This is a genomic window from Halalkalibacter oceani, assembly GCF_023715705.1.
In the GTDB taxonomy this organism is placed as follows: Bacteria; Bacillota; Bacilli; order Bacillales; family Bacillaceae_D; genus Halalkalibacter; species Halalkalibacter oceani_A.
This window is the reverse complement of sequence record NZ_JAMBOS010000003.1, coordinates 166,746-181,539: the sequence shown is the minus strand read 5'-3', so window position 1 is coordinate 181,539 and position 14,794 is coordinate 166,746. Positions and strand designations below refer to the sequence as shown.

14 protein-coding genes are annotated in these 14,794 nt (G+C 49.5%); 3 read left to right on the top strand and 11 right to left on the bottom strand.

Annotated elements, in window-relative coordinates:
• Nucleotides 1–113 precede the first annotated feature (113 nt).
• A complete protein-coding gene (gene cls / locus M3212_RS04435; protein WP_251192748.1) occupies nucleotides 114–1,313 on the top strand; it encodes a cardiolipin synthase in 1,200 nt (399 codons plus the stop codon).
• Between the two features lie 141 nt (nucleotides 1,314–1,454).
• Here the strand turns inward: cls and M3212_RS04430 are convergent, their stop codons facing one another.
• From M3212_RS04430 to speE, 7 genes are all read right to left on the bottom strand, one after another.
• Nucleotides 1,455–2,234 carry an alpha/beta fold hydrolase gene (locus tag M3212_RS04430; RefSeq protein WP_251192747.1) on the bottom strand — a complete coding sequence of 260 codons (780 nt, stop codon included), beginning with the start codon at nucleotides 2,232–2,234 and terminating at the stop codon, nucleotides 1,455–1,457.
• Nucleotides 2,235–2,286: 52 nt separating this feature from the next.
• On the bottom strand, nucleotides 2,287–2,457 hold the full coding sequence (locus M3212_RS04425) for a XapX domain-containing protein (protein ID WP_251192746.1): 171 nt from the start codon (nucleotides 2,455–2,457) through the stop codon (nucleotides 2,287–2,289).
• A 329-nt stretch (nucleotides 2,458–2,786) separates the two neighbouring features.
• Nucleotides 2,787–3,269, bottom strand: coding sequence for a DUF456 domain-containing protein (locus M3212_RS04420; protein ID WP_251192745.1), 483 nt, complete (start codon nucleotides 3,267–3,269; stop codon nucleotides 2,787–2,789).
• A gap of 33 nt (nucleotides 3,270–3,302) precedes the next feature.
• Nucleotides 3,303–4,973, bottom strand: coding sequence for an arginine--tRNA ligase (gene argS, locus M3212_RS04415; RefSeq protein WP_251192744.1), 1,671 nt, complete (start codon nucleotides 4,971–4,973; stop codon nucleotides 3,303–3,305).
• A complete protein-coding gene (locus M3212_RS04410) occupies nucleotides 4,970–5,410 on the bottom strand; it encodes a DUF1934 domain-containing protein (protein ID WP_251192743.1) in 441 nt (146 codons plus the stop codon). The genes argS and M3212_RS04410 overlap by 4 nt, the downstream gene beginning before the upstream one ends.
• 229 nt (nucleotides 5,411–5,639) lie before the next feature.
• Nucleotides 5,640–6,512: an agmatinase gene (gene speB, locus M3212_RS04405; RefSeq protein WP_251192742.1), complete on the bottom strand. Its 873-nt coding sequence runs from the start codon at nucleotides 6,510–6,512 to the stop codon at nucleotides 5,640–5,642.
• 12 nt (nucleotides 6,513–6,524) lie between these two features.
• Nucleotides 6,525–7,355, bottom strand: a complete 831-nt coding sequence (speE, locus tag M3212_RS04400) for a spermidine synthase (protein ID WP_251192866.1) — start codon at nucleotides 7,353–7,355, stop codon at nucleotides 6,525–6,527.
• 260 nt (nucleotides 7,356–7,615) lie between these two features.
• Here speE and M3212_RS04395 point away from each other — a divergent pair, with 260 nt between their 5' ends.
• The gene (locus M3212_RS04395) at nucleotides 7,616–9,688 is read left to right on the top strand and encodes a transglycosylase domain-containing protein (RefSeq protein WP_251192741.1); all 2,073 of its coding nucleotides are present in this window, start codon (nucleotides 7,616–7,618) and stop codon (nucleotides 9,686–9,688) included.
• Between the two features lie 252 nt (nucleotides 9,689–9,940).
• On the opposite strand, the gene M3212_RS04390 is transcribed toward M3212_RS04395, so the two are convergent.
• Complete coding sequence (locus M3212_RS04390) at nucleotides 9,941–10,480, bottom strand: YwhD family protein (protein WP_251192740.1); 540 nt, start codon at nucleotides 10,478–10,480, stop codon at nucleotides 9,941–9,943.
• A gap of 179 nt (nucleotides 10,481–10,659) precedes the next feature.
• On the opposite strand from M3212_RS04390, the gene M3212_RS04385 reads away from it, so the two are divergent.
• Nucleotides 10,660–10,845: a 2-hydroxymuconate tautomerase gene (locus M3212_RS04385; protein WP_251192739.1), complete on the top strand. Its 186-nt coding sequence runs from the start codon at nucleotides 10,660–10,662 to the stop codon at nucleotides 10,843–10,845.
• A gap of 148 nt (nucleotides 10,846–10,993) precedes the next feature.
• On the opposite strand, the gene M3212_RS04380 is transcribed toward M3212_RS04385, so the two are convergent.
• From M3212_RS04380 to M3212_RS04370, 3 genes are all read right to left on the bottom strand, one after another.
• Nucleotides 10,994–12,955, bottom strand: coding sequence for a TRAP transporter permease (locus M3212_RS04380; protein WP_251192738.1), 1,962 nt, complete (start codon nucleotides 12,953–12,955; stop codon nucleotides 10,994–10,996).
• A gap of 4 nt (nucleotides 12,956–12,959) precedes the next feature.
• Entirely contained in the window at nucleotides 12,960–13,439 is a 480-nt protein-coding gene (locus M3212_RS04375) for a DUF1850 domain-containing protein (RefSeq protein WP_251192737.1), read from the bottom strand.
• A gap of 143 nt (nucleotides 13,440–13,582) precedes the next feature.
• Nucleotides 13,583–14,590, bottom strand: coding sequence for a TAXI family TRAP transporter solute-binding subunit (locus M3212_RS04370; protein WP_251192736.1), 1,008 nt, complete (start codon nucleotides 14,588–14,590; stop codon nucleotides 13,583–13,585).
• Between the last annotated feature and the right edge of the window lie 204 nt (nucleotides 14,591–14,794).

The following is a 14,794-nucleotide window of genomic DNA, read 5'->3' as shown; positions in this document are numbered from 1 at the left end:
CAAAACTTTTCATTTTTTCTTGAAGGATGGGCAAACTAATGACAAATTGACGCCAGACCTTCTCCTGTTGAAAACAGGGCTGACCGCTGGACTTTGTGTAAGGAGGGGCATTTATGATGTTAGGCAGCCTACTGTTTGTCCTCTTGCTCGTTATTATCATCTTCTGGCTGCGCTATGACTTTCGCGCCGGCATGCGCAAACAGCGCAAAGAAGCAACCCGCCACACGCAGAAAACGCGCTACGGTGATGTGGAACTGCTCGGTGACGGAGACACATTTTTTGTTAATCTGTTTCAGGACATTAAGCAGGCGAGTCACCATATCCATCTGCTTTTTTATATTTTTCGCGGCGACCATATTGGCACTCAGCTGCTTGGCCTGTTGGAGGATAAAGCAAAGGAAGGCGTGTCAGTGCGGATCCTGGTCGACCGCTTTGGCTGTAAATTAACGCGCTCCCAAAAAAAGAAAATGAAAAAAGCGGGAATCCATTTCGCTTATTCGCACCCTCCGCAGTTTCCTTTTCTTTTCTTTACGTTAAACCGCCGCAACCATCGTAAGATCGTTATTATTGATGGGAAGACAGGCTATATTGGCGGCTTCAACGTCGGAGATGAATATTTAGGGAGAAGTGCGAAGTTTGGCTTGTGGCGGGACTTTCACCTAAGGTTGCAAGGAGACGGCGTCCAGGATTTGCAGGGCCAGTTTTTGCAGGATTGGACGACAGCAAAGCAAACGTATATCGAAGAGTCGGCTTTGTATCCTGCACTTGATCAAGGCCGGCACCCTTTGCGGATTTTACCGACAGACGGCTCCTACCTGGAGGAAACATTTATTGCGTTAATCCGCCAGGCAAAAAAATCGATTTTCATCGGAACCCCTTATTACATCCCGGGCCGCCAGCTTCAGCAGGAATTAATTTCCGCCGCTGAAAGAGGGGTTGACGTTCGTATCATCCTGCCGAAAAAAGCGGATCACCCTCTCGTCAAGGAAGCGGCCTTTCCTTATTTTCAAGCACTGCTTGAAGCCGGCATTGATATTTATCAGTATTACCGCGGCTTCTTTCATGCGAAAGCGCTCGTGATCGACGAGCAAATGTGCGATGTCGGGACAGCCAATTTCGATAAACGAAGCTTTCATATTAATCATGAAATCAACTGCCTTGTCTATGACAAAGCGTTTGTTGAAATCGTCCTCGCCGAATTAGAATATGACATGTCAATTTCCGAGCAGATGACGCTGACGGCTTACGAGCAACGCTCTTTGCTCCATAAAGGTAAAGAAAAAGTAGCGACGCTCGTTTCCGGGCTTTTGTAGAGGCTTGGATAAAAGGTTGTTTTTTCCCTTTTATCCAAGCCTCTACGCAATGGAGCAGAATATCTTTTTTAAAAAAGCTGTTGAGGTCAAAAAAAGGGTGAATCCATTTATTTGGACTCACACCTTCCCCTATTTAGGGCATTAGATTGTAACTAACCCTTTTCGCATCATCCAGTTTTTGACGATTTGATTGCATTCGTCCGGGCGTTTCGTCGGCACTTGATGAGCAACCTCACTGATGAGGACGATCTCCAAATCGTTAAGATGCCGGCAAAAAGGCAGCAGATACGGGCGCATATAGCGATCGCGCCGGCCATACAGCAGGAGGACCGGTACCTTTATTTGCGATAAGCGGTCGGTCGAAACATAGTTCATTCCGTCTTCATAAATACGCTTCAATGTTTCGCTGTCCGCCTTTTTAATAAAGCCGGCCATTTCTTGCTGTTCTTTATGTGAAGTAAAATGCGCCCGGGAAAGAGCGAATGAGAATAAAGAAATCAGCTCTTTGCCCGCGGCCCAGATCCCAAGCTCAAATTCCTTTTTCAGCAAAAAGCTCGATACTTCGGGGAAGCCGCCAATCAATATCATCCCTGCCGTGCTCTCCGGATAGCGCAAAGCGAATTCCTGGGCAATTGAACCGCCATTGGAATAGCCCAACACAATCACTTTTTTTACGTTCAGCTTCTTAAGTAAGGAGTGGGTCAGCCTGGCAAGCTCCGTCACATTAGCAGCTGACGAATGCTTTGTGCTGCGGCCGCTGTCAAGCAGGTCGACAAAGATCAGCTTGAAGTGTTTCGCCAGCGGGCGCTGAAAACGAAAGGTCAGGTGCCCCATTACCGGGGGATGCAACAGGACAATCGGGGTCCCTTCACCGTCTGTCTCATAGTAAAGCTTCACATCATTTTCCTGAAAATATGGCAACTTGCTGTACCCCTTTCATTCGCGGGAGCACCCATGCAGGCATCCAGTGTTCTTAGGACTGAAAAAACGGCATTATCCATTGATACAATTTATAACCGATGAAAATGCCAACAATGCCCATGACTCCTGATAATGCGGGAGGCGCAGGGATCGGCAGCTTAATTAACGCAAAAAGAAAACCGACTACCAGTCCGGCAAGCAGTGCTAAGAAAACCTCTTGCATGTTTATCCCTTCTTTCTTGCTATAGTTTGTGTTCAAATCCCGCCTTTATACAAAACCAGCCACCTGCAGTGATGTTCTAAAAAGGAGAAGGTCACTCCTTTTTGGCCGGCTACGCTCGCTGGCGGTCCATGTGAAAACCGCTCATGGTCCTTCCACTTCTTCAGCGGCTCCGCTCGGCCTTCGTGATGTTCTAAAAAGGAGAAGGTCACTCCTTTTTGGCCGGCGACGCTCGCTGGCGGTCCATGTGAAAACCGCTCATGGTCCTTCCACTTCTTCAGCGGCTCCGCTCGGCCTTCGTGATGTTCTGAAAAGGAGAAGGTCACTCCTTTTCAGAACATCACTTCCAACGTAAACCAGATGATGAGGAGGAGTTGGATGATGAATTTGGCGAGGGTGCTGCTGAGGAAGGCGAAAAAGGAGGCAACCGCCACCAGGCCGGCGTGCTTGGCGTCTTTTGAGGAGAGAAACTCGGTGACAAAGACAAGTGCGAACGGCACAAGGATGATGCCAAACGGTGGATAGACGAAGGAGCCGACGATCACGCCGACGGCCGCCATTCGCTCTCCCCATTTCGATCCGCCGTATCGTTTAACAAAATATTGACCGGCAATCAAATCCGCCGCCAGAATGACAATCGTCAACAGCGCTGCGCCTATCCAGAACCAGAGCGAAAGGGGGTCCCCGTCAAGCGCGAACGCATACAGCAGGAACCCTCCCCATAAAACCAGCACAGACGGCACAAGCGGGAAAATCAGTCCAATAAAGCTCAACAGAAATAAAGCGATAATCAAAACCCAGATCAGTGTCGTCATTCTTTATCTTCCTCTCTTCCCGCTAATACAGCCTTACATTTTTTCCGGTGCCGAGACGCCGACAAGTGTCAGGGCATTTTTAATCGTAACTTGCGTCGCTTTCATTAACGCCAGCCGGGCGCTCGTCGCTGCGGCATTGTCGGCATCAATGACACGTTCAGCATTGTAAAAGCTGTGCAGCGTCGAAGCCAGTTCATGCACATAGTTCGTAATCCGGTGTGGGATTTGCTTTTCCGCCGCTTCAGCCACGACAAGCGGGAAGTCACCAATCGCTTTTAACAGATCGTACGCTTTCTCGGAATTGAGTACAGACAGATCGGTTTCCTCATCGAAAGCAAAGCCGGCTTCTGCCCCTTGACGAAGCATGCTGCATACGCGGGCATGAGCATACTGCACATAATAGACCGGGTTTTCGTTCGACGTCGACACAGCCAGATCCATATCAAAATCAAGCTGGGTATCAGCGCTCCGCATCGCAAAGAAGTAGCGGGTCGCATCAATGCCGACTTCCTCCATCAGGTCACGCAATGTTACCGCCTTCCCCGTCCGTTTGCTCATCTTCACCTTTTCTCCACCTTGATAAAGGCTGACCATTTGAATGATCTGGACTTCCAACTGTTCCGCCTGATAGCCGAGCGCCTGGATCGCCGCCTTCATGCGCGCGATATAACCGTGGTGATCGGCACCCCAAATGTTGATCAGCTTATCAAAGCCGCGCTTCATTTTATCCTGATGATAGGCAATATCCGGAGTCAAATAGGTGTACGAGCCGTCATTTTTGATCAGAACACGGTCTTTATCATCGCCATACTCCGTTGTTTTAAACCAGGTCGCACCATCTTGTTCATACGTTTTCCCTTTTTGCTTTAACACCTCAAGCGCTTCCTCAACTTTGCCGCTCTCGTATAAGGACGTTTCCGAGAACCAGTTGTCAAACTCAACCCGGTATTCACGTAAATCCTGCTTAATTTTATCGAGTTCTTTTTCGAGGCCGTATTGACGCAGGAACGCATGGCGCTCTTCTTCCGATACATGGACGAATTTATCGCCATATTCCTCGGCAAGCTGTTTGCCGAAGTCAATAATATCCTGACCACGGTAGCCGTCCTCCGGCATCTCCTTCTCCATTCCTAACGCCTGGTAGTAGCGCGCTTCAAGCGAAAGCGTTAAATTGTCAATCTGATTTCCGGCATCATTGATGTAATATTCCCGTTCGACATCATAGCCGGCCTTCGTCAAAATATTGCAAAGCGCGTCGCCGACTGCCGCACCGCGCGCATGACCTAAATGGAGCGTCCCCGTCGGATTGGCCGAGACAAACTCGACCTGGATACGGCTGCCATTCCCGACGTTCGTCTGCCCGTATGTATCGCCTGCTTTCAGCACGGCCGGCACGACCTCACGCAAATAACGGTTGTCCATAAAGAAATTAATAAAGCCGGGACCGGCAATTTCGACCTTCTCGATCGCCGCTGCCTGATAGTTCAACTTCTCGATAAGCTCTTCGGCGATGGCGCGAGGGGCTTTTTTAGCGATCCTGGTCAGCTGCATTGCCATGTTGCTCGCGTAATCACCGTGCGCCTTCTCTTTCGGTGATTCAAGAATCACTTCCGGAATCTGCTCTTCCGTTGCAAGTCCGGCTTCGATCACGGCCTTGACGATTTCCTCTTTCAGCCGTTGTTTGATTTGTTCTACACTGTTCATCTACTCGTGTCCTCCTCTAGTGTCAATCGTACAGTATGCTTTCCGGTCGTCTGACCTTGCAGCTCAAATTGATACGTCAGATCAATTCTTCCCTTGACCTTCCCGGCCGGCCACTGGACAAACACCTTCTCAGTCGCCGCCGCCGTCTCCCATGAAGCTTCTGGAGTTACATAACGGCCAACGGTCGTTTCTCCGGCAATAAATGTTTGGCGCATTAAAATGACACCTTGACGAATTAAGATAAGCTCGCGGCCATTCCATTTCATCGTCGTTTGGACCGTTTCGCTGTTCAATACTTCCTCAAACCGTAAATAATCGTGCTTCCCTTTATGAAAGAGTTCTCCTCTTGTTGTAAATTCATAGGCATCTGTGTGATCATGATGCTCAATCCTCGTCTGAAACCGCATTTTAATTGATCGCTGAATCGCTTTTTTCATGCCCCGCACACCTTTCTCTGTTCAAGTTTAGCGAGTTTACAAAGCAGTTGCAAGCAGTGCTTTGATCTTTTCTGAAAAGGAAAAAGAGAGGGGCCGGGACGAAGGTTGGTTTTTACCTTTGGCCCGGCCCCTAAGCAGTGAGCGGAAGCGCCACGTTCTGTTAAAGCCCGTTGCGAAGAGGCCACTGAAAAACGTCCTTTTTCGTAACTCGAGACTAAAAAGCTTCCTTTTATTTCACCCAGCCAAGCAGCATTTCGCGGACAAATTTGCTGGCCGCGATTTGCGTTTGTTCTGTCGGATCATAGGCCGGCGCGACCTCAACCAGATCTGCTCCAATGACAGTGATATCTGAATTGGCGATTGCCGTAATTGCTTCAAGCAGCTCCTTTGACGTGATCCCGCCAGCTTCGGCTGTGCCCGTGCCCGGCGCATGAGCCGGATCAAGGACATCGATATCGATCGTCACGTAAACTGGCCGGTTGGCCAACGTCGGCAAAATTTCTTTTAATGGCTCGGCTACTTCAAATTTCGCCATGTACATTCCGGCTTCCTTCGCATATTGAAATTCCTCACGCATGCCGGAGCGGATGCCAAACGAATAAACATTTTGCGGACCGAGCAACTCACACGCCTTGCGAATCGGTGTGGAATGGGAAAGAGGTTCACCTTCATATTCTTCACGCAAATCGGCATGGGCATCGATATGGATGATTGCCATATCCGGGTACTTTTTCGCCATTGCTTTGAAAATAGGCCACGACAGCAAATGCTCCCCGCCAAGACCAAGAGGAAACTTCCCATCGGCCAGCAGCCGGTCGACGTACTCCTCAACCATATCGAGACTGCGGGCCGCATTGCCGAACGGCAGCGGAATATCTCCGGCATCGAAATAATTGACTTCCTCTAAATGCTTGTCCAAATACGGGCTGTATTCTTCCAGTCCGAGAGAAGCCTCGCGAATCCGCGCAGGACCGAAGCGAGAGCCGGGGCGGAAGGAGACCGTCCAATCCATCGGCATGCCGTAAATAACAGCCTGGCTTTCCTTATAGCTCGGCTTGCTCATAATAAATACTTTACCTGAATAGGCTTCGTCAAAGCGCATCCTTATCTCCCCTTACTTCACGAGGTCAGCTACAAACTTCGGCAAAACAAATGCCGCCTTATGAAGCTCTTTCGTATAATACTTCGTATCGATTTCGTGAAAGCGGCTCTCTTCCACAGCAAGCGGGTCGTGCCGCTTCGAACCGATCGTAAACGTCCACAGCCCGCTTGGATATGTCGGGATATTCCCCGTATAAAGACGGGTAATCGGAAAAATATCCTGCACGTCGCGATACACATTCTTGATCAATTCCTGATGAAACCACGGGTTGTCCGTCTGCGCGACGAAAATCCCGTCCTCTTTCAACGCCTTTGAGATTCCCTCGTAAAACCCTTTTTCAAACAGTTTCACTGCCGGACCTACCGGCTCCGTAGAATCAACCATAATGACATCATAGGCATTTTCGGCCTTGGCAATATGCATAAAGCCATCATCCACCTGAACGTCAACCCGCGGATCATCCAATGCTCCGGCAATCGACGGCAAATATTTCTTCGAATACTCAATCACTTTTCCGTCAATTTCAACAAGAGTCGCTTTTTCAACAGATGGATGCTTCAGCACCTCACGGATGACTCCTCCGTCTCCACCACCGACAACGAGAACATGCTTCGGTTCTGGATGTGTAAACAATGGTACATGAGCGACCATTTCATGATAAACAAATTCATCCTTTTCCGTTGTCATCACCATTCCATCAAGGACAAGCATATTGCCAAATTCCTCGGTTTCGACGACATCCAGCTGCTGAAAGTCTGTTTTTTCTGTATGAAGCGTTCGTTTGATTTTAGCTGTAATTCCAAAACGCTCTGTCTGCTTTTCTGTAAACCATAATTCCACCACAATCACCTCATTCAAATACTGATCTTCTATAGCGTTTACTTATTTATGTTACTTATGTGAACCAGACCGCAGGCGGCGGTTGGCTATTCGCCCGCCTGGCCCTGCTGTCTTCAACAAATGAAAGTATAAAGCAATAAGGTAAAAAAGCAAGCAAAATTTCTATGTCTTCTGTTGCTCCCGATGTTTAAAACACACTGTTTCTACCAAAACTAGAAACGTGTCCACTAGATTAGTGACGAAACTAAGAATGAGGTGACGAAATGGAAGTCATCATAAACCGTCGAATCAGACGCAGACGGCGACTCGTACGGCTGTTTTTTCGCTTCTGCTTACTGGCGCTAGTTCTTATGGCGGCAGGTGCGGTCGCGCTGCTTTCTTATACAAAGATGCAAGGGCCTCCGCCCTTGAATGTATCGCAAACAACCGTCTATTACGGGGCTGATAATACGCCGATCGGTGAACGGCATCATGGCCAGCACCGTTATTGGGTCGATTTATCAGAGATTTCCCCCGAGGTGATCGACGCCACAATTGCCGTCGAGGACCGCCGTTTCTATCAGCATTTTGGTTTTGATCCGCACCGGATTGGCGGGGCGGTGCTTGCCAACATTCGCTCCGGTTCAAAAGCACAGGGAGCGAGCACGATTACACAGCAGTACGCACGCAATCTTTATTTAAGTCATGATAAAACATGGAAACGAAAGTGGAATGAGCTGTTATATTCCTTGCGGCTGGAAATGAATTATGAAAAGGATGATATTCTCGAAGGCTATTTAAATACGGTTTACTATGGTCACGGGGCTTACGGCATCGAAGCGGCCGCCCGTCATTATTACGGCAAATCGGCCAATCAGCTCACTCTGGCTGAAGCGAGCATGCTTGCCGGGATTCCGAAAGGACCGAGCTATTATTCTCCCCTCTTTCATTACGAGCGGGCCAAAACACGACAGGGCGTTGTGCTTCAATCGATGGTCGAAAACGGCAACCTGACACAGGTAGAAGCAGATGAAGCTCATCTTGAGCCATTGACTTTCACCCATGAGCAGCTCGAACGGACCGCCGTCATCGGACCGTATTTTCAGGATGTCGTCGAGGAGCTCCTTATCGAAGAGGCCGGTCTTGATCCTGCTTTGTTTGAAGCAGGCGGACTTAACATTTACACAACGCTTGATCCCGCTATGCAGAAAGAAGCGGAGAACTGGGTCGAGAAGGAAATGCCGGACTCCGAGCTGCAAACCGCTCTTGTGGCAATGGACCCGCGCACAGGAGATGTGAAGGCATTGGTCGGCGGAAAAAATTATGCCGACAGCCCGTACAATCGCGCGACGCAGGCGAAGCGCGCTCCCGGCTCTGCTTTTAAGCCTTTTCTGTACTATGCGGCACTCGAAAACGGCTTCACGCCCGCCTCAACCTTACTAAGTGAGGAAACAACATTCACCTATGATGACGGACGGGCAACGTATTCGCCGAATAACTTCCAAAGTGTCTATGCCGATGATTTTATTACCCTTTTACAGGCGATCGCCTTTTCCGACAATATTTATGCAGTGAAAACCCATCTGCTGCTCGGCACCGACAAAATCATTGAAGTCGCGGAAAGACTGGGCATTACGTCGCCATTACGGGAAATTCCTTCTTTGGCGCTTGGGACTTTGCCGGTTGATGTCGTTGAGATGGTCCAGGCATACAGCGCCTTTGCCAACGGCGGAAATAAGGTTGAGCCGCGCTTTATCCGCAAGGTTGTCGATGCCAAGGGAAATGTCCTGTTTGAAGCCGAGCCTGAACTCACCCAAGTGCTCGACCCGAAATTGGCTTTCATTTTAACCGACCTGATGACCGGGATGTTCGATCCTTATTTGAATGCCCACACCTCTGTCACAGGCGGTTCAGTTGCCCATTTAGTCAATCGCCCTGTTGCCGGGAAGTCGGGCTCGACCTCGACCGACAGCTGGATGATCGGCTATGCGCCACAGCTCGTTACCGGCGTCTGGGTCGGTTATGATCAAGGGCAGACGCTTGAGCATGCCACTGAAGGGCAGATCGCCAAGAAAATTTGGGCCAACTTTACGGAACATGCGCTGGAAAAGCAATTAAAAATTCCATTTCAGCAGCCGGAGGGTGTCGTCGCGGTCGAGATGAACCCGCAAAACGGACTACTCGCAACCGCCGACTGCCCGACTCATCGCGTCACTTATTTTGTCGAAGGGACCGAGCCGACAAAGCCGTGTCCACCACCCGCGCCTGACGGCGAAGAAGTGGAAGCGATTGACGAGGCTACCCATGAAAAGGAAAACATCATTAACCGTTTCTTTAAATGGTTTCAGCACAACTGAACTGCTGAAAATGGATTACTTTCAGCAGCCGGGACAAGCCGACGAGCTGGTCGAATCAAACTCCATTCCCCAGCTCGTCAAAAAAGAGTGCCCCAAAAGCGCTTCAGCTTTTGGGGCACTCTCGTGTCCTAGTATAAATGTGTTTTTATACTGCCTTTAAGTTTACTCGCTCTCGTCGAAAAGCTCAAGAGGGCGCACCAGTGTTCAAAAATCGTTCAAAGTTATGTTATTTTAGGGGTTTACAATCCTCCTTTAAGCTGATCCTTCCCCCGCAAGCGCATTATGCAGCTCTTTTTCAGAATGAAGCCACATTTGCTCATTATGGTTTTTCAAAAATTCAGCGAGAATTGTTTTTGACTTCTGATCCATATGCTCAACGATAATTTTCCCTTTCAGCGCCTTATCCATGTTATTAACATGCTCGGGAAGGCTTTTATAGCCGCGGCGGATTTCTTTATCAACCGTCATCTCACAGCCCGTCACTCCGGCGTAATACGGCTTGCCTTCTCGGTATTGGATGGCTACCCAGACGAGCCAGTACAGCTTGCCGTTTGGCACGTCCTCCTTGTTCGGTAGGAATTTAATCCGTTTTTCAACGGCTGAGCGGGCGTGCAGCGCGCCCATATCGACGAACGCTTCCCCTTCCGCCGGGTCGACGAAAACCGGCGATACGTTATCAAGGTTCAGCACACCAGCCCCATATCCTCCATGACCGGAAGTGGAATCCCCACTTAAAATATTAAAGCCGCTGCTTTTCTTTTTCTTCAAATTATCGTTATTCAGTAAATCCATCTATGTCACCCTTTCCTATTTCCTGCCTTAATTAAATTCTACACAAAATGACCTTCCATATGCTAGTCTTAAGATAGCGTTTTCTACTTCCCTGCTTTTATGCCTGATCAGACACAATCGCAGCGGGAGGAAAAACGGATGGATACATATTCTTCTCAATAGGAAAGGAGGGTGTTTTCATGCCAATCGTTACCGTAAAAATTCTTGAAGGACGTTCTGATGATCAGAAGCGGGCATTGGTTGAAAAAGTGACAGAAGCGGTCACCAATTCAATCGACGCGCCGGCTGAGCGCGTCTCAGTCGTGATTGAGGAAATGAAGAAAACCAATTTCGGCGTCGCCGGCGTAAGGAAGTCTGACGAATAGGCGATACTGGCGGGGCTACTCTACCCGCTGACTGTAACTAAAAAGCTGCTAAAAAAGTGAGTATTGCACTTTTTTAGCAGCTTAGCTTTTGCTTTTCCTCCGTTCCATCATCATTGCCCTGTTCCGCAGGTCCTTTATACCACTTCTCCTACATGCTGAGTTGCTTTGGCGTCGTCTTCTTACTCCGTTGCCATTGCAGCAAGCCGACGACAATAATGATCGTAAAGCCGATGATATCCTGGATAAAATTTGGATTCATAAATAACAGCGACCCGGCAAAGAGGACGATCCGCAACGGCCACGGAATGTCGGTAAATAAATAGCCCTCCGCCGCTGTTCCAAGCATGATCACACCTGTCACCGACGTAATCACCACGACAAGTCCCTCTGTAAAAGTCGTATTCAACAGCAAAAGCGCGTCATTATAAACGAACATATACGGGACGATAAATCCGGCAATCGCCAATTTCATTGAAACAAACCCTGTTTTCATCTGCTCGCCTCCCGAGATGCCGGCCGCGGCAAAGGCAGCCAATGCGACAGGCGGGGTAATGTTGGCAAACAGACCAAAGTAGAAGACAAACAGATGCGCCACGAGTGGCTCAATCCCCATCGAAATAAGTGCTGGAGCGGCCATCGTCGCCGTAATAATATAGGTTGGAATACTGGGCAATCCCATACCGAGGACGATGCAGGCGATCATCGTAAATACGAGCGTCAGCAATAAACTTTCACCGCCGAGGGTGACAATGCCATTGGCCAGCTTCAAACCAAAGCCTGTCATCGTCGCCACACCAACAACGATCCCGACGCAGGCGCAGGCAATCGCCACCCCGATTGAGGTTTTCGCCCCCTGTTCGAGCGCTTCCACGATATCCTTCAATGACATTCTCGTCGTTTTGCGCAGCATTGCCACCAGAATCGTGACGAGAATCGTTAGCAGCGCAGAAAAAATGATCGTCCGTCCGCTGAAAAAGAGCATATACATTAAGAACATCAGCGGAATCAGCAAATGTCCCCGTTCCTTTACTACTTCCATCACACGCGGCAGATTTTCCTTTGATATGCCGCGCAGCCCCTGCTTTGTCGCCCGCAAATGAATCTGGACGATAATCCCTGTGTAATAAAGCAGGGCAGGCAGCAGCGCGGCAAGCGCGATCTGGCTGTACGGAATCCCGAGCGTTTCGGCCATAATAAACGCCGCCGCCCCCATGATTGGCGGCAAAATTTGCCCGCCGACTGAAGCCGATGCTTCCACTGCTCCGGCAAAGTTGCGGCTGTAGCCGATTTTTTTCATTAACGGAATCGTAAATGAACCTGTCGTGACGACATTGGCAATCGCCGCGCCATTAATACTTCCGAGAAATCCGCTGGCGATGACCGCGACTTTCGCTGGACCGCCTTTCGTCTGGCCGGCAATCGCCAGGGCGAGATCATTAAAAAATTGCCCCATGCCTGATTTTGACAAAAAGGCGCCAAACAAAATAAAAAGGAAAATATATGTCGCCGAGACGCCGATTGCCGTCCCATAAATCCCCTCTGTCGTCACATACATGAAATTGACCAATTCATCCCATGTATAGCCGCGGTGGCGAAAGATCCCCGCCATCTCTCTGCCGAACAAGCCGTATAAGAAGAAGAGAACGGCGAGCAGCGGCAGACCCCAGCCTGTGACCCTGCGTGCCGCTTCCAATACGAGCAGAACGAGCAATCCCCCGAACAGAAGATCAAGCTGATTAGGCAAGCCACCACGATTTACAATCCCTAAATAGTCGACGAAAATATAAACCGACGTCGAGATCGCACAAAGCGCGAAAATAATATCGTAGAATGGCAGCTTCGTCCGGCTTGCCTTTTTAAAAGGCGGGTACAGCAGAAAGACAAGCGCTAAAATCACCGCCACGTGCAGGGAACGATGCTGGAGCGTGACCGGCGTTCCGAAATAGGATGTGTACATATGATAAAGCGAAAGCGCAATCGCCAGAATCGAGACAAGTAGAGCGGCGATTTTACTGGAATGAGTGCGAACCCTTGATTCGCTGTCGTATTTTTCTAAAAGCTCCTGCTGGTCATTGGACAGTTCAGCTTCTTGCTGCTTCGTCTGTGCCATGCTATCACCTCTTCTCTAACACGCTTTTTTGATTCGTCTGAGGGAGCGCCCTGATTTCAATTTTTTCAAGGTGGGGCAAGTCCTCCGTCTGAAAAGCCGGTTCCCCATCGACTGTCAGTTCAAATCCGACATGATGCGAGTGGATCCAGCGTAAGGCATCGATCCGTTCATTAAGATTGCGGACGATAACCTCTCCATTTTCAACGGTCATCTCTCCTTTTTGGTGAGGGACACCGGCACCAAAGGACTGAAAAGCCGTTTCGATCAGCTCCAGCTCCCCATCTTCGGTCAACTGATAGGTTTCCCTCCACGGTGTATGCTCGACAGAGTGAACCCATGTTAACGAAAATGTGTCTCCGGCTTTCAGCTGCTGCACTTCTTTATAAATTTCATGATGCTCCTGATGCTGGACGACGAGCGTCATCTCGTTACTATCGGCGCACGCCGTTAAGCAAAGTAGGACAATGAAAAGCCTGCCTTTCATCGGAGGATGCTCCTTCCAGGGATAATGTCGATACTTTTACATGAAGGCCGCCCCTATTTTACAGGTGAGCAGGGAATGCGACACTCCCGCTCACCTTGTGCGGCACAGAGCCGCGACACCTTTTCGGATGAAACCAGACCGGTTTACTCCAGCACCCCGACTTCCTTCAAGTAGCGCTCAGCGCCAGGGTGAAACGGCACAGGCATCCCGACATCGACTGTGTCCAGCGAAATGTCCTGAGCGGCATTGTGAGAGCCTTGAATGGCTTCCAGGTTTTCAAATAGCGTTTTCGTAATTTCATAGGCGACATCCTCGGAAAGATCATTGGAAATCAGCAGTAAATTTGTAATCGCCGCTGTCTGGATCTCTTCTTCGTTGCCGTACACATTAGCCGGAATGACTTCCGACGTAAAAAATGGATACGTTTCAATCAAATAATCGAGCGCTTCCCCTTCGATCGGCAAAATCTTCGCGGAGTGAGTCGTGTCAAGATCGATGACGGTCGCATTTGGAACACCGCTCGTCACAAAGGCGGCATCAATCATTCCATTTTTAATCTGATCGATCGCTTCACTGTAAGAAAGATAATCCTCCTCGATATCGTCATAGCTTAATCCATATGCCTCCAGCACCATCCGTGCGTTTAATTCAACCCCTGAATTCGCCGCGCCGACGCCGACACTTTTGCCGGCAAGGTCGGCAATGCTTTCAATGCCCGAATCCTCTGTCGTCACAACTTGAACAAAATTCGGATACATCGCCATCAATCCTCTCAGCGATTCAATCGGCTCCTCCCCTTCAAACGCGCCATTGCCCTCATACGCCTGCAGCACCGCGTCGGCCATCGTGATCGCCAGCTCGGCCCGTTCCGTATTGAGCAAATTGATATTCTCGACAGAGGCGCCAGTCGCCTGCACGGAGGAATCAACCCCTAACTCCGTTTCGAGTATGTTCGCAATTGCTCCGCCAATCGGGTAATAGACGCCTGAAGTCCCACCGGTTGCGACCGTGACGAACAAGTCCTCCAGACCAGCGGCTTCACTCTGCTCACCTGCCGGTTCTTCCCCCTCCGTTCCCGCAGGCTCATCACTTCCACCGCAGGCCGCCAACAGCAAGCTCGACATCACCAACAAACTTAAAAATTTCTTCATCGTTTTTCCCCTTTCTGTTTATAAAGTATTGGACACCTTCCTTTTGCAATAATGATGCCAACTCAAAAACGGCTTCATTATTGGAAACGCATACATTTCCACCATAAGAAAACCGCAGAGCGGCTTTTTTCTTAGAAGCGGCGTGCGGAGCCGTTACAATCATTTAAGGCCGTCTGAAAGCGGGGTTCTTTCAGACCGCCGCGT

What these genes read in the sequence shown, in the direction of transcription:
- cls (WP_251192748.1), top strand. Translation starts at nt 114, where the DNA reads ATGATGTTAGGCAGCCTACTGTTTGTCCTCTTGCTCGTTATTATCATC.
- M3212_RS04425 (WP_251192746.1), bottom strand. Translation starts at nt 2,457, where the DNA reads ATGCAAGAGGTTTTCTTAGCACTGCTTGCCGGACTGGTAGTCGGTTTT.
- M3212_RS04420 (WP_251192745.1), bottom strand. Translation starts at nt 3,269, where the DNA reads ATGACGACACTGATCTGGGTTTTGATTATCGCTTTATTTCTGTTGAGC.
- argS (WP_251192744.1), bottom strand. Translation starts at nt 4,973, where the DNA reads ATGAACAGTGTAGAACAAATCAAACAACGGCTGAAAGAGGAAATCGTC.
- M3212_RS04410 (WP_251192743.1), bottom strand. Translation starts at nt 5,410, where the DNA reads ATGAAAAAAGCGATTCAGCGATCAATTAAAATGCGGTTTCAGACGAGG.
- speB (WP_251192742.1), bottom strand. Translation starts at nt 6,512, where the DNA reads ATGCGCTTTGACGAAGCCTATTCAGGTAAAGTATTTATTATGAGCAAG.
- M3212_RS04395 (WP_251192741.1), top strand. Translation starts at nt 7,616, where the DNA reads ATGGAAGTCATCATAAACCGTCGAATCAGACGCAGACGGCGACTCGTA.
- M3212_RS04390 (WP_251192740.1), bottom strand. Translation starts at nt 10,480, where the DNA reads ATGGATTTACTGAATAACGATAATTTGAAGAAAAAGAAAAGCAGCGGC.
- M3212_RS04385 (WP_251192739.1), top strand. Translation starts at nt 10,660, where the DNA reads ATGCCAATCGTTACCGTAAAAATTCTTGAAGGACGTTCTGATGATCAG.
- M3212_RS04380 (WP_251192738.1), bottom strand. Translation starts at nt 12,955, where the DNA reads ATGGCACAGACGAAGCAGCAAGAAGCTGAACTGTCCAATGACCAGCAG.
- M3212_RS04375 (WP_251192737.1), bottom strand. Translation starts at nt 13,439, where the DNA reads ATGAAAGGCAGGCTTTTCATTGTCCTACTTTGCTTAACGGCGTGCGCC.
- M3212_RS04370 (WP_251192736.1), bottom strand. Translation starts at nt 14,590, where the DNA reads ATGAAGAAATTTTTAAGTTTGTTGGTGATGTCGAGCTTGCTGTTGGCG.